This is a genomic window from Stenotrophomonas sp. CASM106, from assembly GCF_049384825.1.
In the GTDB taxonomy this organism is placed as follows: domain Bacteria; phylum Pseudomonadota; class Gammaproteobacteria; order Xanthomonadales; family Xanthomonadaceae; genus Stenotrophomonas; species Stenotrophomonas muris.
Genome location: NZ_JBMRFS010000008.1, coordinates 75956 through 93303, shown reverse-complemented (window position 1 = coordinate 93303; position 17348 = coordinate 75956). Strand labels below are relative to the sequence as shown.

16 protein-coding genes are annotated in these 17348 nt (G+C 67.7%); 7 read left to right on the top strand and 9 right to left on the bottom strand.

Going from position 1 to position 17348, the window contains the following annotated elements:
* Positions 1 to 77: 77 nt before the first annotated feature.
* The 8 genes from VG556_RS17665 to rlmD all read right to left on the bottom strand — a co-directional run bounded on the left by VG556_RS17665 (position 78) and on the right by rlmD (position 6982).
* Positions 78 to 1346 carry an FAD-dependent oxidoreductase gene (locus tag VG556_RS17665; protein WP_014647989.1) on the bottom strand — a complete coding sequence of 423 codons (1269 nt, stop codon included), beginning with the start codon at positions 1344 to 1346 and terminating at the stop codon, positions 78 to 80.
* 125 nt (positions 1347 to 1471) lie between these two features.
* Positions 1472 to 1678: a cold-shock protein gene (locus tag VG556_RS17660; protein WP_005410590.1), complete on the bottom strand. Its 207-nt coding sequence runs from the start codon at positions 1676 to 1678 to the stop codon at positions 1472 to 1474.
* Positions 1679 to 1766: 88 nt separating this feature from the next.
* Complete coding sequence (locus VG556_RS17655; protein WP_100450444.1) at positions 1767 to 2513, bottom strand: S-methyl-5'-thioinosine phosphorylase; 747 nt, start codon at positions 2511 to 2513, stop codon at positions 1767 to 1769.
* A gap of 82 nt (positions 2514 to 2595) precedes the next feature.
* Positions 2596 to 3150, bottom strand: coding sequence for a hypoxanthine-guanine phosphoribosyltransferase (locus VG556_RS17650; protein ID WP_014038078.1), 555 nt, complete (start codon positions 3148 to 3150; stop codon positions 2596 to 2598).
* Entirely contained in the window at positions 3150 to 4157 is a 1008-nt protein-coding gene (nagZ, locus tag VG556_RS17645) for a beta-N-acetylhexosaminidase (protein WP_049404721.1), read from the bottom strand. Before nagZ ends, VG556_RS17650 begins: the two co-directional genes overlap by 1 nt.
* Before the next feature lie 159 nt (positions 4158 to 4316).
* Positions 4317 to 5012 carry a DsbA family oxidoreductase gene (locus tag VG556_RS17640; RefSeq protein ID WP_100450445.1) on the bottom strand — a complete coding sequence of 232 codons (696 nt, stop codon included), beginning with the start codon at positions 5010 to 5012 and terminating at the stop codon, positions 4317 to 4319.
* Between the two features lie 115 nt (positions 5013 to 5127).
* Complete coding sequence (locus VG556_RS17635; protein ID WP_100450446.1) at positions 5128 to 5613, bottom strand: CYTH domain-containing protein; 486 nt, start codon at positions 5611 to 5613, stop codon at positions 5128 to 5130.
* A gap of 34 nt (positions 5614 to 5647) precedes the next feature.
* On the bottom strand, positions 5648 to 6982 hold the full coding sequence (gene rlmD, locus VG556_RS17630; RefSeq protein ID WP_053495771.1) for a 23S rRNA (uracil(1939)-C(5))-methyltransferase RlmD: 1335 nt from the start codon (positions 6980 to 6982) through the stop codon (positions 5648 to 5650).
* Between the two features lie 127 nt (positions 6983 to 7109).
* Between rlmD and VG556_RS17625 the strand changes: the two genes are divergently transcribed.
* A complete protein-coding gene (locus tag VG556_RS17625) occupies positions 7110 to 7838 on the top strand; it encodes a response regulator (protein ID WP_014647994.1) in 729 nt (242 codons plus the stop codon).
* 551 nt (positions 7839 to 8389) lie between these two features.
* Here VG556_RS17625 and ggt read toward each other — a convergent pair.
* A complete protein-coding gene (gene ggt, locus VG556_RS17620; protein WP_100450920.1) occupies positions 8390 to 10108 on the bottom strand; it encodes a gamma-glutamyltransferase in 1719 nt (572 codons plus the stop codon).
* A 688-nt stretch (positions 10109 to 10796) separates the two neighbouring features.
* Here ggt and ilvC point away from each other — a divergent pair.
* The 6 genes from ilvC to VG556_RS17590 all read left to right on the top strand — a co-directional run bounded on the left by ilvC (position 10797) and on the right by VG556_RS17590 (position 17343).
* Entirely contained in the window at positions 10797 to 11771 is a 975-nt protein-coding gene (gene ilvC, locus VG556_RS17615; protein WP_014648333.1) for a ketol-acid reductoisomerase, read from the top strand.
* 39 nt (positions 11772 to 11810) lie between these two features.
* On the top strand, positions 11811 to 13547 hold the full coding sequence (gene ilvG, locus VG556_RS17610; protein ID WP_014648334.1) for an acetolactate synthase 2 catalytic subunit: 1737 nt from the start codon (positions 11811 to 11813) through the stop codon (positions 13545 to 13547).
* Complete coding sequence (locus tag VG556_RS17605) at positions 13531 to 13782, top strand: ACT domain-containing protein (RefSeq protein WP_014038403.1); 252 nt, start codon at positions 13531 to 13533, stop codon at positions 13780 to 13782. Before ilvG ends, VG556_RS17605 begins: the two co-directional genes overlap by 17 nt.
* Positions 13783 to 13878: 96 nt before the next feature.
* Complete coding sequence (locus VG556_RS17600) at positions 13879 to 14970, top strand: threonine dehydratase (RefSeq protein ID WP_049420878.1); 1092 nt, start codon at positions 13879 to 13881, stop codon at positions 14968 to 14970.
* The gene (locus VG556_RS17595) at positions 14967 to 16553 is read left to right on the top strand and encodes a 2-isopropylmalate synthase (RefSeq protein WP_100450578.1); all 1587 of its coding nucleotides are present in this window, start codon (positions 14967 to 14969) and stop codon (positions 16551 to 16553) included. Before VG556_RS17600 ends, VG556_RS17595 begins: the two co-directional genes overlap by 4 nt.
* Before the next feature lie 10 nt (positions 16554 to 16563).
* Positions 16564 to 17343, top strand: coding sequence for a class I SAM-dependent methyltransferase (locus tag VG556_RS17590; RefSeq protein WP_032958187.1), 780 nt, complete (start codon positions 16564 to 16566; stop codon positions 17341 to 17343).
* Positions 17344 to 17348: the final 5 nt, after the last annotated feature.

Sequence of the window (17348 nt, the reverse complement as noted above, 5' to 3'; positions counted from 1 at the left end):
GGCGACGCGCAATCGCGTGCAACCTACTTCTCGCATATACACGGTGAGGCAACCGTTAATTCGCGTGACAGCGCGCTTCACGCATTCGCAGTGATCGCGCTGATGCCAGGCATCTGCGCCCCTGCAGCCAACGCGTCGACAAATGCCGGATCCAGCGCAAGCGAACCGAACCAGCCATGCTGCGTACCGCTGAGCACGCGCAGCATGTGGCCACGCCCACCCGGCAGGCGCCCCATCGGCCCGAGCAGCACGTCGCGCGCCTTTGCCCAGGCATCGCGATCAGACTGGAACAGCGGCGTCAGCCAACGGCTCCAGCGCTGGTAGACCGCAACGTGCGCCCTGCGCTGCGCCTGGTAGGCCTGCAATGCAGCGCCTCCCCCGCCATGTGCGCGCACGGCATCGCGCAATGCCAGCGCATCGAGCAGCGCCATGTTCACGCCCTGCCCCAGCTGCGGGCTCATCGCATGTGCGGCATCGCCGGCCAGCACCATGCGGCCGCAATGCCAGCGCGTCATCACGGCGTCACGGTAGACCGCGCGCGCCAGCTGGCCGGCATCATGCAGATGCGCAAAGCGCGCGCTGGCCTGCGGCCACAGCGCGTGCAGCTCGTCCAGCCAGGGCGTCATGCCATCGGCCTGCCATCGTTCGAAGTCGGCGCGTGGCAGGCTCCAGAAGAAGCTCAGGCGCGGCGTGTCATCACCTGGCCGCGTACCGACCGGCAGCAGCCCGATCATCTTGCGCGCGGCCACGTAGCGCTGCCGCAGCTCCTGCAGGTGCGGCCAGTCCTCGGCCGGCAGCAGGCACCACAGTGCGCCCCAGGGATACACGCGGTCCAGCCCGGTGCCGCCTTCGATCGAGCCGCGCAGCGTCGAAGCCGCACCATCGGCGGCCACCACCAGGTCGAACGGCCCATGCATGCGGCCCTCACTGTCATGCAGGCGGCCCTGTGCGGCATCCACTGCGGCAATGGTGACGCCGGCATGCAGCTGGCCCGCACCCGCACGCGCCCCGTCCAGCAGCGAGAACAGCGCCCCACGCTGCATGCCGAGGCCGTGCAGGCGCGCATCCAGGCCGTCATAGCGCATGTCCATCACCGTGCGCTCGCACGGCGTATCGCCATACAGACGGTGCACCGGCGCCGCATGCGCGCGCACGGCATCAAGCAGGCCCATCTGCCACAGCACCTGCAGGCCGCTGGGCTGCAGCAGGAAGCCGGCGCCAACCGGCCCCGGCGAGGGCACGCGTTCGAAGATCTCCACCTCGTGACCATCACGGGAGAGCAGGATGGACAATGCCTGTCCAGCGGTGCCGTAGCCGATCACGGCGATGCGCAGTCGTTCCTTCATCGGCGCATTGTGCCCGAGCGCAAATCCGGATGGCCACCTGGAACCCTGTCCACAGCGCCGCAATGCCCGTCGCGACGCAAAAAAAACCCCGCCGGAGCGGGGTTTTCAACGCACTGTCGAGTGGATCACTCGGCCGGCGTGATGTTCGAAGCCTGGGCACCCTTCGGGCCCTGGGTCACGTCATAGGTGACACGCTGGCCTTCCTGCAGGCTGCGGAAGCCCTTGGAGTTGATGGCGGAGAAGTGCGCGAACACGTCGGCGCTGCCATCCTCCGGCGAGATGAAGCCAAATCCCTTGGCGTCGTTGAACCACTTGACGGTACCGTTCGGCATGGTGATGCGAGACCTTATGCAATGAATGGGTGGTGTACGCTGAACCCGCGCACAAGCTGAGTATGCAAAGCTTGCTCGGGGAAGACAATCACCCCCGCGCCAATTCGCCCACCAGTTCCGGAAGTCCGTTGCTGGCCGCCTGCACGTTCGCCAGTACTTCGGCCATCGTAATCTCCTCGCCATCACCGCAGCCGGCGGCCCAGTTGGCGATGATTGCCAGGCAGGCGTAATCCAGCCCCAGCTCGCGTGCCAGCGCGGCCTCCGGCATGCCGGTCATGCCTACCAGGTCGCAGCCGTCACGGCGCATGCGGGCGATCTCGGCGATGGTCTCCAGGCGCGGGCCCTGCGTCGCGCCGTAGCAGCCACCGTCATGGACCGTGACGCCGGTCACTTTCGCTGCCGCCAGGATCTTGCTGCGCAGCATCGGCGTATAGGGGTGGCCGAAATCGACGTGGACCACGTCGGTGCCTTCTTCTTCACAGATCGTGCTGATGCGGCCCCAGGTGTAGTCGATGATCTGGTCCGGGCAGGCCAGCACGCGCGGACCGAAGTCTTCGGTGATGCCACCCACCGTGTTCAATGCCAGCACGCGCTGCGCGCCCAGCTGCTGCAGCGCGGCCAGGTTGGCGCGGTAGTTGATCTTGTGCGGCGGCAGTGAGTGCCCCTCGCCATGCCGCGCCAGGAACGCCACGCGATGACCGAGCAGCGTGCCCACGCGCACCGGGCCGGACGGGCGGCCAAAGCGGGTGTCGACCTCGTGGATCTGCACGTCGTCGAGCTTGGCCAGGTTGTAGACACCGGTACCGCCGATCACGGCCAGGGCGATCTGTTGCATTCAAAGCACTCCATGGAAAGACGAACGCCGGCACCCGAGGATGCCGGCGGTGGAAGAAGACGCGCCGCAGGCAGCTGCGCCGTTACTCCTTCATTGCGTAGATCGCCGGCACGCAGCGCAGGGTCTCGTTGACGTCCATGCCGAAGCCGAACACGTAGCGGTCCGGCAGCTCGATGCCGGCGTAGTCGGCGGTCACGTCCGGCAGTGCGCGGTCGTGCTTCTTCACGGTCATCGCGGCGATGCGCACGTCGGTCGCGCCCTGCTCCAGGCACCAGGTGCGGACGCCCTGCAGGGTGTAGCCCTCGTCGAGGATGTCGTCGATCAGCAGCACGCGGCGGCCGAACAGCGAGGTGGCCGGCTTGTGCTTCCAGACCAGGTCTCCGCCGGTGGTTTCACCGCGGTAGCGGGTCGCGTGCAGGTAATCGAACTGCACGTCCTGGCCGCGCGCGCCCAGTTCCAGCGCCAGCTGGCCGGCGAACGGCAGCGCACCATGCATGATGGACAGGAACAGCGGCACCTCGCCCTTGTAATCGCGCGCGATGGCGTCGGCGATACCAGCGATGGCCTTGTCGATGGTGGGGCGGTCGACCAGCAGGTCAGCCTGGGCCAGGGCCTGGGAAATGGTGAGGTTGGGCATCAGACGGTTCTTCCAAGGGTTTCAAGCAGACGGGATTGGGTGTCGCCATGGCGGGCGTCGGCCAGCAGGCCGTCCCAGCCGAGCGCGCCGCGGCCAAGCAGGCCCAGCAGCGCAGCAGTATTGAGGGAGCGTCCCTGCACCGCGTGCAGGGCTTCATCGACCAGTTCCGGGTGGCAGACCAGCACTACGTCGCAGCCCGCATCCAGATGCGCGTGCACGCGTGCCGGCACGCCACCGGCGCTGTGCGAGGCGGCCATGCCGATGTCATCGGAGAACACCACGCCACGGAAGCCGAGCTCGCCACGCAGGATGTCCTGGATCCAGCGCGGGGAATAGCCGGCCGGCTCCGGCGCCACCTGCGGATAGATCACGTGCGCCATCATCACCGCATCGGCACCGGCGGCGATGCCGGCCTGGAACGGCACCAGGTCCTGCCCACGCAGTTCGTCCAGCGCGCGCGGGTCGATCGCGGTATCGACGTGGGTGTCTTCCAGCACGGTGCCGTGGCCGGGGAAATGCTTGAGCGTGGCGGCCATGCCGACCGCATGCATGCCGCGCACATAGGCGGCGGTGAACGCGGCCACCACCTGCGGGTCTTCACTGAAGGCACGGTTGCCGATGGCGCGGTTGCCGCGGCCAAGGTCGACCACCGGCGCGAAACTCAGGTCGAGGCCGCTGGCACGTACTTCGCTGGCCATCAGCCAGGCATGCTGTTCGGCCAGGGCCAGCGCCTGCTGCGGGTCGGCGGCGTACAGCGCGCCGATGTCCTGCAGCGGCGGCAGCGCGCTGTAGCCCTCGCGGAAACGCTGCACACGGCCGCCTTCCTGGTCCACGCAGATCAGCTGCGGGCGTGGGGCGGCGGCACGGATCGCCGCACTCAGATCGGTCACCTGCTGGCGCGAGGCGAAGTTGCGCTTGAACAGCACCACCCCGGCCACGGCGTCGTGCTGCAGCCAGTCACGTTCCTGGGCGGTCAGTTCGGTGCCGGCAACGCCGATCAGCAGCATGGTCGATCTCCACAACGCGCGCCCGCATGGCGCAGTGCCGCATTGTCGCAGAACCGGCCGACAGGCGCAGGGGTCAGACGAAGGGGAGTGTGGGGTCAGAGCCCCTGCGGGGATCTGACCCCGGGGTCGGATTCCCGCGGGGGGCTGCCCCCGGTCTGCTCAGACCTTGCAGCCGTCCGGGCCGCAGGCCTCGTCGCCGCCAGCCGAAGCTGCCGGGGCGCCCTGTTCGACTGCGATCTGGCGAAGGGCGTTGGCGAAGGCCTCTGGCGGCTGGGCCCCGGAAATGGCCCACTTCCCATCGATGACGAAAGTCGGCACCGAGGAAATGCCCAGTGCATGGGCCTGCGCCAGCCTGGCTTCGACCTCGGCCAGGCCGCGGTCGGAGCCCAGCATCTGCGCGATTTCAGCACCGTCCAGGCCGCCAGCCACGCCGGCCTTCACCAGCACTGCAGTATCGGCCAGATTCTGGCCATGCTCGAAGTGGGCACGGAAAAGTGCTTCGCCGACCGCATCCTGCACGCCGTGCTGGCCGGCCAGCCACAACACCCGATGGGCCGGCAGCGTGGTCACCCGCACCTGGCCCTGGCTGAAATCCATCGGCAGGCCCTCGGCCCGCGCGGTGGTCTGGGTCTGGCCGAGGATCTGCTCGGTGCGCTCGACGCCACCGAACTTGCGCACATAGGCCTCGCGCAGCGGCACCGGGGTGGCGTCCGCGTCCGGGTCCAGCTGGAACGGCTGCCAGTGGATATCGAGTTCAGGCGCATTGGCGCCGAGCAACTGCACACCCTGCTGGAAGCGATGCTTGCCGATCCAGCACCAGGGGCAGACCACGTCGGAGTAGATGTCGATTCTCATCCCCACCACATGGGGCCCGCCTCCCTCGAAAAAAGGGGACGGAGGGGATTAAGTCGTTTCCAGCACAGCTGGGGTAAAGACGACCTAATCCCCTCCGTCCCTTTTTTTGGGGGCTTCACCACTGTGAATAGGGGTGACTGGCCAGTGCGACGTTGTAGTAGCGCGCGTCGTCGGTGACTTCGGCACCCACCCAGTCCGGCAGTTCGATCGCCTGGTCGGCGCTGTCCAGCTCGACTTCGGCCACGACCAGGCCGGCGTTGTCGCCGAGGAACTCGTCCACCTCCCAGGTCAGGCCGGCGTGTTCGACCAGGTGGCGGCGCTTGTCGATCAGGCCACCGACGCACAGCGCCAACAGGGCGCGCGCATCCTCCACCGGGATCGGGTAGTCGAACTCCTGGCGGGTATGGCCGATGGTGCGCGACTTCAGGTTCAGCGCGGCGTGGTCGCCTTCGATGCGCACGCGCACCGAGGCGTTCTGGGTGCCGCGGTCGAGCGCGCCCATGTCGTTGATGTAGCCCTGCGCCATCGGGATCACCCGATGCGCGGCGGTGCGCCAGCCATCACTGCTGACGAGGAATTTGCGTTCGATTTCGATGCCCATCGCGCCATTATGCGCGATGGGTGATGACAACCTGTCAGCGCTTCTCGAACACCGCGATGCTTTCCACGTGCGCGGTATGCGGGAACATGTCCATGGCACCGGCGCTGACCAGGGTGAAGCCCTGTTCGTTGACCAGATAGCCGGCATCGCGCGCCAGCGAGCCCGGGTGGCAGCTGACGTAGACAATGCGCTTGAACTGCTTCAGCGGCAGCTGCTGCAGCACTTCGATCGCACCCGAGCGCGGCGGGTCCAGCAGCAGCTTGTCAAAGCCCTGGCGCATCCACGGGGTGCTGCGCTGGTCCTGGGTCAGGTCGGCGCTGAAGAACTGCGCGTTGGCCAGGCCGTTGCGCTCGGCGTTCTCACGCGCACGCGCCACCAGGCCGGCATCGCCTTCCACGCCAACCACCTCGCGCACGCGGCGCGCCAGCGGCAGGGTGAAGTTGCCCAGGCCACAGAACAGGTCCAGTACACGCTCGTCCTCACCCGGTTCCAGCAGGTCCAGGGCGTGGGCGATCATCTTCTCGTTGAGCTTGGCATTGACCTGGATGAAGTCCAGCGGGCGGAACGCCAGCTCGACATCCCACGGCGCCAGACGGAACGACAGCGGCACATCCTGCCCGTCCAGCGGCCGCACGGTATCCACGCCGCCGGACTGCAGGTAGATCACGAAGCCATGCTGCTGGCCGAAGGCCGCCCAGGCCGCGCGGTCGGCATCGCTGAGCGGCTGCAGATGGCGAACGGTCAGGACCACGGCCTGGTCACCGGCGATGAATTCGATCTGCGGGATGTCACGCTTGCCATCGAGTGACTCGATGAAGGTGGACAGCGCCTCGACCTTGGTACCAATCTCGGGGATCACGGTCAGGCACTGGCTGAGGTCGGCAACGAAGCGCGGATCCTGTTCACGGAAGCCGACCAGGGTCTTGTCCTTCTTTTCGACCCGGCGCACCGAGAAACGGCCCTTGCGGCGGTAGCCCCAGCTCTCGCCGACCAGCGGCGCGAGCACGGTGCCCGGCTTCACATGGCCGATCCGCTCCAGGTTGTCCATCAGCACGCGCTGCTTGGCCACGATCTGCTGGTCTTCGTCGAGGTGCTGCAGCACGCAGCCGGCGCAGGTGCCGAAATGGGGGCACTTGGGGGTCACCCGCTGCGGCGAGGCCTGCAGCACCTCCAGGGTGCGCGCCTCGTCGAAATGGCGGCTGCGGGCAGTCTGCTCAGCCATCACCACCTCGCCGGGCAGCGCGCCGCTGACGAAGGTGACCTTGCCGCCCTCGCCTTCACGGCGGGCGACACCGCGACCATCATGGCTGAGGTCGAGGATCTCGGTCTGGAATGGGGTACGGTCAGTGCGGGAACGGGATCGGGCCACGTGGCAACAGGCTGCGGGCAAAAATGGGGGCGTATTGTCGCAGATCCTGACCGACGGGGCCTGGACCCGCTTGCGCCCGTGGCCGTCGTGCTTGATGATTGGGCCAGCTGACATGGAGGCAGCCCTGATGCAGATGACCCCGCGGGCCGCACGGCCCCGCTTCCTGCTTGTCGAGGACGACATCATCAGCCGCGGTTTTTTCAAGGCGGCGTTGGAAACGTTACCGGCGGATGTGGATACCGCAGATTCGCTGGCCAGTGCCCTGGCCAGTGCCGAACCCGGCGCGCATGATCTGTGGCTGATCGACGTCAACCTGCCGGATGGCAATGGCGCGCAACTGCTGCGTGAGCTGCGCCGCTCACATCCCGACACACCGGCGCTGGCACATACGGCCGACGGCGATACCTCCATCCACGCCCGCCTGCGCGAAGCCGGTTTCAGCGACACCCTGGTCAAGCCGCTGGGCCGCGACCAGCTGCTGAAGGCCGTGCGCCGCGCGCTGGTCAACAGCCCGGCGGGAATCTTCGTGGCACAGGCCCCGGCCGCGGTCGAGCTGGCCGTGCAGGACTGGGACGAGACTGCGGCATTGGCCGCGCTCAATGGCCAGCGCAACCACCTGATCGCACTGCGCGAGCTGTTCCTGGCCGAGTTGCCCGGTGTGCGCGACGCGGTCGAGCAGGCGGTGGACCAGCACGACGAGCGCCAGCTGCGCAGCCAGTTGCACCGGTTGCAGGCGAGCTGTGGCTTCGTGGGGGCGGCACGGTTGGGCCGGGCGGTGCGCCAGCTGCATCATGCACCCGAGTCCGGGCAGGCCCAGGACGGGTTCCGCGCCGCGGTGGCTGCCCTGCTGCATTGAGGGTTTTTGGGCAGGGCTGCGCCCTGCACCGCAGAGGCTTCAAGCCAAGGCAACAGCAACAGCAACGGCATGCATTCCGTGGGTTGGCGGTGCGGTATCGGAGGGCGGGGACGCCGTAAACCCGTCCTTGGGGGCTTGGCAGCCGCATCCATGCGGCTGACACCCCGCCCTCCGATACCGCCCCACCTCTTACAGTTTTCCGCGATCGGGTAGATCCACGCCATGCGTGGATGAATTTCTGTCAGATATCGAAATCAATCTGGGGTCGGATCCGTTTTCCTGCGGAAAACGGATCCGACCCCAACCCAAAGCCCGCGGCTGTTGCCGTTGCCTTTGCTCTTGCTCTTCTTTTTCTTTTCCTGCGGTGACGGACACGGAAACTGTCCGTGGCCGGGCGGGTGGGTTGGCTGGGGGCGTGAGCCGCATGGATGCGGCGACCGAGCCTACAGGGACGTATTCACGGCGTCCCCCAGACAATCCACCCGCCCGGCCAAGCCAAGCATCGCTGAACCATCACCGCAGAGGGGGCTGCGCCCGGTGGCCGGGAAACCTCAATACCCCGCCGCCTGCCCATCCTTGCGACTCTCCGAAGCTCCGTAATAAACCCCGCTCTCGGGGTCGCGCATGATCGCCTGGTACCCGCCATAAGGCCCATCGGCGAACACGATGCGATGCCCCTTGCGCATCAACGCACGCACGGTTTCATAGGGGAAGCCGGTTTCCAGATTCACTTCACCACCGTCGGTCATCGCCGTGGCCTGTCCGGTCGGTTCGGTCGAGCCCTCGTGCTGGATGCGCGGTGCGTCACCGGCTTCCTGCAGGTTCATGCCGAAATCCACCAGGTTCATCACAATCTGCGCGTGGCCCTGCGGCTGCATCGCGCCGCCCATCACGCCGAAGCTGGCGTACGGCTTGCCGCCCTTGGTGATGAACGCCGGGATGATCGTCTGGAACGGCCGCTTGCCCGGTGCATAGCCGTTGGGATGGTTCTTCTGCAGCACGAACATCTCGCCACGATCCTGCAGGATGAAGCCCAGCCCCGGCGGCGCCATGCCGCTGCCCATGCCGCGGTAGTTGGACTGGATCAACGACACCATCATGCCGTCGGCGTCGGCCACGGTCATGTAGATCGTGTCGCCTTCTTCCAGCTGCTTCGGCGTGCCCGGCTGCACTTCCTTCAACGCCTTGTCCATCGAGATCAGCGCGCGGCGCTGCGCGGCGTATTCCTTGGAGATCAGCTTCTGCACCGGCGCCGGCTGGAAGGCCATGTCGGCATAGAAGCGCGCACGGTCGGCGAAGGCCAGCTTCTTCGCTTCGACGAACAGGTGCACGTGCTCGGGTGAACCGAACGGGATCTTCGAGAAATCGTAGCCTTCCAGCACGTTGAGGATCTGCAGGGCGGCGATGCCCTGGCTGTTCGGCGGCAGCTCCCACACGTCGTAGCCACGGTAGTTGCTGCTGACCGGCTCGACCCATTCACCGTGGTGCTCGGCCATGTCCTGGTAGCTCAGGTAGCCACCATTGGCCTTGAAGTAGTCGCCGATGGTGTGGGCAATGGCGCCCTTGTAGAAGGCATCGCGTCCGCCGTCGGCAATCTGCTGCAGGGTGCTGGCCAGGTTCGGGTTCTTCCACATCTCGCCCTTGCGCGGGGCGTGGCCGTTGATCGTGAATTGCTCCTTGAAGCCCGGGTACTGCGACAGCTTGGGCACCGAGCGGTCCCAGTAGTAGGCGATCACCTCGGCGACGGGATGGCCCTCGCGCGCGTAGCGGATGGCCGGCGCCAGGTTGTCGGCCATCGGCTTGCGGCCGAAGCGGTCGTGCAGCGCGAACCAGCCGTCGACCGCGCCGGGCACGGAGACCGGCAGCGGGCCGGTAGCCGGGATGTCCTTCAGGCCACGTCGCTGGAACTCGGCCAGGGTCAGCGACTTCGGCGAGCGCCCCGAACCGTTGTAGCCGTAGAGCTTCTGCGTCTTCGGGTCCCAGACGATGGCGAACAGGTCGCCGCCGATGCCATTGCCGGTCGGCTCCATCAGGCCAAGCGCGGCGTTGGCGGCAATCGCCGCGTCCACCGCCGAACCGCCCCCCTTCATCACGTCCAGCGCAATCTGGGTGGCCAGCGGCTGCGAGGTAGCGGCCATCGCATGCGGGGCGATCACCTCCGAACGGGTGGCAAAGGTGTGGCCGGTGATGCGGTCGGCGGCCGAAGACAGTGCGGGCACAGCGGCCAGTACAGCGGCGGCCAGCAGGGAACGGGCAAGGCGTCGGGACACGGTCGGGTTCCGATGGAAGGGTGGTCCCCCGATCTTCGCCGCTGCGGCCATCCTGGGGTATCGGGCAGAGGTCATGGACGTTGGTCCTGGGGTGGGTGTGCAAGGTCCGCACCCAGCAAGGCGAGGATCCGCCGGATTCCGCGCAAAAACCGCCCTGAAAGGAGTGAATTCCGGTTCACCGAAACACTTTCAGCGGCAACCATCCTTGTGCCACAGGCGATTGCGCCGGATGCAACGGAAACCAACAAGAATTCCGTCGCGAGGGTTGACATCGCCAAAACGGCTGTGTTTCTCTCGATCACATGTTGCATCACAACACGCCACCGCGAACCCACAACGAAGCCGCCGACATCGGCGCCGCCTCGCTGCGTTCGATTCTTGTGCTCGTACTTATTACCCAACCAACAGGTGCGGGACGAGCCAGCGTGTAAGCAACGAATACACCGGAACTCTTCAAAAACCCGCACCCGCCCCGGTGTGGGTTTTTTCATTTCAGAACCTGGTTTCAGACGCAACCACCATGCACAACGCCCAACGCAAAACCCGGACCCACACCGCCGCCACGCCTCGTGGTGGCTGTGCCTGCGCGGCGCATGGTGCCTCCTCCACCGCTTTCCCCTGACCGGCCGGTACGTCACCTCGACGACCGGCCGTTCTTTTTTTCTTCCCACCGCAAGGAACCTCCCCCATGAGCACCAACGACCTGCCCCAGACCAAGATCGCCGTCATCGGCTACGGCAGCCAGGGCCGCGCCCACGCACTGAACCTGCGCGAATCCGGCTTCGACGTGGTGGTAGGCCTGCGTCCGGGCGGCCCGACCGAAGTCAAGGCACAGGCCGACGGCTTCACCGTGAAAGCACCGGCCGACGCGGTGAAGGATGCGGACCTGGTCGCCGTGCTGACCCCGGACATGGTGCAGAAGAAGCTCTACGACGACGTGCTGGCGCCGAACATGAAGCAGGGTGCGGTGCTGCTGTTCGCGCACGGCCTGAACGTGCACTTCGACATGATCAGGCCGCGCGACGACCTGGACGTGGTGCTGGTTGCGCCCAAGGGCCCGGGCGCGCTGGTGCGCCGCGAGTACGAGATCGGCCGTGGCGTGCCCTGCATCTGGGCGGTCTACCAGGACAAGAGCGGCAAGGCGGCCGAGTACGCACTGGCCTATGCGGCCGGCCTCGGCGGTGCACGCGCCAACCTGATCCAGACCACCTTCAAGGAAGAGACCGAGACCGACCTGTTCGGCGAGCAGGCGGTGCTGTGCGGCGGTGCCTCGGCGCTGGTGCAGGCCGGTTTCGAAACCCTGGTCGAAGCTGGCTACCAGCCGGAGATCGCCTATTACGAAGTGCTGCACGAGCTGAAGCTGATCGTCGACCTGTTCTATGAAGGCGGTATCTCGCGCATGCTGGAATTCATCTCCGAGACCGCGCAGTACGGCGACTACGTCAGCGGCCCGCGGGTGATCGACGCCGGCACCAAGGCGCGCATGAAGGAGGTGCTGAAGGACATCCAGGACGGCACCTTCACCAAGAACTGGGTGGCCGAGTACGAAGCGGGCCTGCCGAACTACAACCGGTTCAAGCAGGCCGACCTGGAGCACCCGATCGAGAAGGTGGGCAAGGAACTGCGCGCCAAGATGGTCTGGTTGCAAGGACAGGCCGCGTAACCGCGCGGCCCTCCCCCACCCGCTTTGCAAGGTTCCCCCATGAACTCTTCCACACACCGCAGCGCGCCGCCCAACGGCGCGCGCTGGCTGACCCAGGCGCTGGAAGCCGAAGGCATCCGCACGCTGTTCGGCTATCCCGGCGGCACCATCATGCCGTTCTACGACGCGCTGGTGGATTCGTCGCTGAAGCACATCCTGGTGCGCCACGAGCAGGGTGCCGCACTGGCGGCGAATGGATTCGCCCGCGCCAGCGGCCAGGTCGGCGTCTGCGTGGCCACCTCCGGCCCGGGCGCCTCCAACCTGGTCACCGGCATTGCCGATGCGATGCTGGATTCGGTGCCGATGGTCTGCATCACCGGCCAGGTCGCCACGCCGCTGCTGGGTACTGACGCTTTCCAGGAACTGGATGTGTTCGGCCTGACCATGCCGATCGTCAAGCACAGCTGGCTGGTGCGCAGCGTCGACGACCTGCCGCGCGTGGTCGCCGATGCCTTCCGCGTCGCCCGCGAGGGCCGGCCCGGCCCGGTGCTGATCGACCTGCCCAAGGACGTGCAGCTGGCCGATGCCAGCCACCTGCCGGCGCACGTGCCGAGCAGCGTCGAGCCGCCACCTGCGCCGGCCGAAGCGGCCATCGCCGAAGCCATTGCCGCACTGGCAGCCGCCGAGAAGCCGGTGGTCTACGCCGGTGGCGGCATCGCGCTGGGCGATGCGGTGCAGGACCTGCGCGACTTCGTCGAAGCCAGCGCCATCCCCACCGTGATGACCCTGCGTGGCCTGGGCGCGCTGCCGGCCAGCCATCCGCAGTCACTGGGCATGCTGGGCATGCACGGTACCCGCGCGGCCAACATGGCGGTGCAGGAAAGCGACCTGCTGCTGGTGCTGGGTGCACGCTTCGACGACCGCGCCACCGGCAAGCTGGCCGAGTTCGCACCGTTCGCCCGCGTCGTCCATATCGATGCCGACGCCTACGAGATCTCCAAGCTGCGCAGCGCCGATGTCGCCGTGCCTGGCAACGTCGGCCATGCCATCCGTGCCCTGCGTGCGGCCTTCCCCTCCCCCAAGGCCCATCAGGACGCGTGGCGCAGGCGTTGCGCGCAGCACCGCGACCGCTTCTCGGCACGCTACGACGCACCGGGCCAGCACATCTACGCCCCGGCGCTGCTGAAGCGCCTGAGCGAGCTGGCCCCGGCCGATGCGGTGATCGCCTGCGATGTCGGCCAGCACCAGATGTGGGTGGCGCAGCACTGCCGCTTCAACCACCCGCGCAACCACCTGACCAGTGGCGCGCTGGGCACCATGGGCTTCGGCCTGCCGGCGGCGATGGGTGCGCAGTTCGCATGCCCGGAGCGCACCGTGGTGCTGGTGTCCGGCGACGGCAGCTTCATGATGAACGTGCAGGAGCTGGCGACCATCGCGCGTTGCCGCCTGCCGGTGAAGATCGTGCTGCTGGACAACAGTTCGCTGGGCATGGTGCGGCAGTGGCAGGAACTGTTCTTCGCCGAGCGCTACAGCGAGATCGACCTGTCCGACAACCCGGACTTCGTGGCGCTGGCACAGGTGTTCGGCATCGCCGCCACCCGCATCGACAACCGCGATGACGTGGAAGGCGGCCTGGCCGCGCTGCTGGCCGAACCGGGCCCGGCCCTGCTGCACGTGGCCATCGATGCACGTGCCAACGTGTGGCCACTGGTGCCGCCGAACACCGCCAACAGCACGATGCTGGAAAGCAACCCTGCCCATGCCCGCCAGGAGACCCCCAATGCAATACCGGCTTGACCTGGTGCTGCACCCGGCCGAAGGCGCGCTGCTGCGCGTGATCGGCATGGCCGAACGCCGGGGCTTCGCACCGCGCGCGATCAGCGGTGCGCCGGTGGCCGCCGACGATGGCCGCTGGCACCTGCAGCTGGTGGTGGATGGCCAGCGCCCGGCGGAAACGCTGTGCCGGCAGATCGAGAAGATCTACGACTGCGTGTCCGTGCAGGTCACTGCCGTGGAAGGAGCATCCGTATGAACACCCGTACCGTAGTGACCACGGTGCCGGTACGGAGGCGTCTTCTTCGCCGCCCGTGCCCGCATGCGGCGGTCGCCCGCACCGCGCTGGTGGCCCATGCCGGCCGCTGATGCCAGCCAGGAAAGCGATGTCGGCGACGTAAGCGTCGCCGACGTACTGGCGGCGCAGGCCCGGCTGCGCCGCTTCCTGCCGCCTACCCCGCTGCACCATGCCGAGCGCTTCGGCACCTGGCTGAAGCTGGAGAACCTGCAGCGCACCGGGTCCTACAAGGTACGCGGCGCGTTGAACGCGCTGCTGGCCGGCCGCGAGCGCGGCGATACCCGGCCGGTGATCTGCGCCTCGGCCGGCAACCATGCCCAGGGCGTGGCATGGGCGGCCTACCGCCTGGACGTGCCGGCCATCACCGTGATGCCGCATGGCGCACCGGCCACCAAGATCGCCGGCGTCGCCCACTGGGGCGCGACCGTTCGCCAGCACGGCACCAGCTACGACGAGGCCTACGCCTTCGCGGTCGAACTGGCACAGCGACACGGCTACCGCTTCCTGTCCGCGTTCGACGACGCCGATGTGATCGCGGGCCAGGGCACGGTCGGCATCGAGCTGGCCGCACACGCGCCGGACGTGGTGATCGTGCCGATCGGCGGCGGTGGACTGGCCTCCGGCGTTGCACTGGCGCTGAAATCGCAGGGCGTGCGCGTGATTGGCGCGCAGGTGGAAGGCGTCGATTCGATGGCACGTGCGATCCGCGGCGACGTGCGCGAGATCGCCCCGGTTGCCTCTCTGGCCGACGGCGTGCGGGTGAAGATTCCCGGCTTCCTGACCCGCCGCCTGTGCACCTCGCTGCTGGACGATGTGGTGATCGTGCGCGAGGCCGAACTGCGCGAAACGCTGGTCCGGCTTGCGCTGGAGGAACACATCATCGCCGAGGGCGCGGGCGCGTTGGCGCTGGCGGCCGGCCGCCGCGTCGCCGGCCGCCGCAAGTGTGCGGTGGTGTCCGGCGGCAACATCGATGCCGGTGTCCTGGCCGGCCTGCTCACCGACATCCGTCCGCGCCCGCCACGCAAACCGCGGCGACGGCGCAGCGAAACCCCGCGCTCGCCGACCAAGGCCAGCGCCCTCGCCTCCCCCGCCTCTTCCCCTTCCCCCCTGCAAGCCGTCGCACCCGCTGTCGAGGAGATTTCCCTGTGACCACCATCGAACGAATTACCACCCCGCGCATCCGCATCTTCGACACCACCCTGCGTGACGGCGAGCAGTCCCCCGGCTGCAGCATGAGCCCGCCGCAGAAGCTGGTGATGGCGCGTGCGCTGGACGAACTGGGCGTGGACATCATCGAGACCGGCTTCCCGGCCAGCTCGCAATCCGACCGCGAGGCGATGGCGCTGATCGGCCGCGAACTGCGCCGCCCGAGCCTGAGCCTGGCGGTGCTGTCGCGCTGCCTGCAGGCCGATATCGAGACCTCCGCACGTGCACTGGAAGCGGCAGCCAACCCGCGCCTGCACGTGTTCCTGTCGACCAGCCCGCTGCACCGCGAGCACAAGCTGCGGATGACCCGCGAGCAGGTGCTGGAGTCGGTACGCAAGCACGTCTCGTTGGCCCGTTCCTACATCGACGACGTCGAGTTCTCGGCCGAGGATGCCACCCGCACCGAGCTGGACTACCTGATCGAGGTTTCGCGCGTGGCGATTGCCGCCGGCGCCACCACCATCAACCTGCCCGACACCGTCGGCTTCACCACGCCGGAAGAAATCCGCGCGATGTTCCAGCAGGTCATCGCCGGCGTCGCCGACGTGCCGAACGCGGCCAACGTGATCTTCAGCGCGCACTGCCACAACGACCTGGGCCTGGCGGTGGCCAACTCGCTGGCCGCCATCGAAGGCGGTGCACGCCAGGTCGAGTGCACCATCAACGGCATCGGCGAGCGCGCCGGCAACTGTTCGCTGGAAGAGATCGCGATGGTGCTGAAGGTCCGCCAGGCCTTCTACGAACAGGACAGTTCGATCAACACCCCACGCATCGTCGGCACTTCGCAGCTGCTGCAGCGTCTGGTCGGCATGCCGGTACAGCGCAACAAGGCCATCGTCGGTGCCAACGCGTTCGCCCATGAATCGGGCATCCACCAGCACGGCATGCTGCGCCATCGCGGCACCTACGAAATCATGCGTCCGGAAGACGTGGGCTGGGAAGATTCGCAGATGGTGCTGGGCCGCCACAGTGGCCGCGCCGCCGTCGAAGCGCGCCTGCGTGCGTTGGGCTTCTGGCTGGACGAAGACGAACTGAAGCTGGTGTTCGAGCAGTTCAAGGGCCTGTGCGAACAGCAGCGCGTGGTCACCGATGCCGACCTGCAGACGTTGATGCAGGGCGGCTCCAGCGCGCAGGGTTACCGCCTGGCCTCGATGACCATCAGCGACGTCGGCAGCCGCGCCAACGCGCTGGTCGAACTGTCCGACCCGGATGGCAACCGCGTGGCCGAGACCGCGCAGGGCGACGGCCCGGTCGATGCGCTGTTCGGCGCGCTGTCGGCCGCCACCGGCGTGCAGCTGATGCTGGACAGCTATCACGTGCACAGCGTCGGCATCGGCGCCGATGCGCGCGGTGAAGCCAACCTCAGTGTGCGCCATGACGGCGTGGAGTACGACGGCACCGGCACCAGCAAAGACATCATCGAAGCCTCCGCGCTGGCCTGGCTGGATGTGGCCAACCGCCTGCTGCGCCAGCGTCAGGCCGCCGTCCACAGCAGCGCCGACGTTCCCGCTTCCGCCACCGCCTGAGGATCCCACCATGAGCGCCTTCGACACCCCCACCCCGGCCAGCGCCGCTGGCCAGCAGTGGAACGCCCAGGACTATGCGATCGATGCCGGCTTCGTGCCGCTGCTCGGCGGTGCGGTATCGCGCCTGCTCGACCCGCGCGCCGGTGAGCGCATCCTCGACCTGGGCTGTGGCGATGGCGTACTCAGCACCGAACTGGCCCTGAGCGGTGCGCGCATCCACGGCGTGGATGCCTCGCCGGAACTGGTGATCGCCGCCCGTGCGCGCGGCGTCGACGCCCAGCTGATGGACGGCCACGCACTGTCGTTCGACAGCGAGTTCGATGCGGTGTTCAGCAATGCGGCACTGCATTGGATGACGACTCCGGACCGCGTGCTGGAAGGCGTGCGCCGCGCCCTGCGCCCCGGTGGCCGCTTCGTCGCCGAGTTCGGCGGCCACGGCAACGTGGCCACGATCGTCGCGGCCGTGCAGGCCGCGCGCGTGGCCCACGGGCATGGCGCCAGCACCTTCCGGTGGTACTTCCCGACGGCCGACGCCTACGCCGATCGCCTGCGCCAGCATGGCTTCCAGGTGCAACTGATCGAGTGCACGCCGCGCCCGACCGCACTGCCGACCGGCGTGGCCGGCTGGCTGCGGGTATTCGCCGCACCGCTGCTGGACGACCTGCCGGCCGAGGCCCGCGCCACCGTGCGCGAGGCGGCCACCGCACTGCTGGCCGAGCTGCCGCGTGACGCATCTGGCCAGCCGCTGGCCGACTACGTCCGCCTGCGTGTGCTCGCCCGCCGTCGCTGACTTGA

What these genes read in the sequence shown, in the direction of transcription:
- VG556_RS17665 (WP_014647989.1), bottom strand. Translation starts at nt 1,346, where the DNA reads ATGAAGGAACGACTGCGCATCGCCGTGATCGGCTACGGCACCGCTGGA.
- VG556_RS17660 (WP_005410590.1), bottom strand. Translation starts at nt 1,678, where the DNA reads ATGCCGAACGGTACCGTCAAGTGGTTCAACGACGCCAAGGGATTTGGC.
- VG556_RS17655 (WP_100450444.1), bottom strand. Translation starts at nt 2,513, where the DNA reads ATGCAACAGATCGCCCTGGCCGTGATCGGCGGTACCGGTGTCTACAAC.
- VG556_RS17650 (WP_014038078.1), bottom strand. Translation starts at nt 3,150, where the DNA reads ATGCCCAACCTCACCATTTCCCAGGCCCTGGCCCAGGCTGACCTGCTG.
- nagZ (WP_049404721.1), bottom strand. Translation starts at nt 4,157, where the DNA reads ATGCTGCTGATCGGCGTTGCCGGCACCGAACTGACCGCCCAGGAACGT.
- VG556_RS17640 (WP_100450445.1), bottom strand. Translation starts at nt 5,012, where the DNA reads ATGAGAATCGACATCTACTCCGACGTGGTCTGCCCCTGGTGCTGGATC.
- VG556_RS17635 (WP_100450446.1), bottom strand. Translation starts at nt 5,613, where the DNA reads ATGGGCATCGAAATCGAACGCAAATTCCTCGTCAGCAGTGATGGCTGG.
- VG556_RS17625 (WP_014647994.1), top strand. Translation starts at nt 7,110, where the DNA reads ATGCAGATGACCCCGCGGGCCGCACGGCCCCGCTTCCTGCTTGTCGAG.
- ilvC (WP_014648333.1), top strand. Translation starts at nt 10,797, where the DNA reads ATGAGCACCAACGACCTGCCCCAGACCAAGATCGCCGTCATCGGCTAC.
- ilvG (WP_014648334.1), top strand. Translation starts at nt 11,811, where the DNA reads ATGAACTCTTCCACACACCGCAGCGCGCCGCCCAACGGCGCGCGCTGG.
- VG556_RS17605 (WP_014038403.1), top strand. Translation starts at nt 13,531, where the DNA reads ATGCAATACCGGCTTGACCTGGTGCTGCACCCGGCCGAAGGCGCGCTG.
- VG556_RS17600 (WP_049420878.1), top strand. Translation starts at nt 13,879, where the DNA reads ATGCCGGCCGCTGATGCCAGCCAGGAAAGCGATGTCGGCGACGTAAGC.
- VG556_RS17590 (WP_032958187.1), top strand. Translation starts at nt 16,564, where the DNA reads ATGAGCGCCTTCGACACCCCCACCCCGGCCAGCGCCGCTGGCCAGCAG.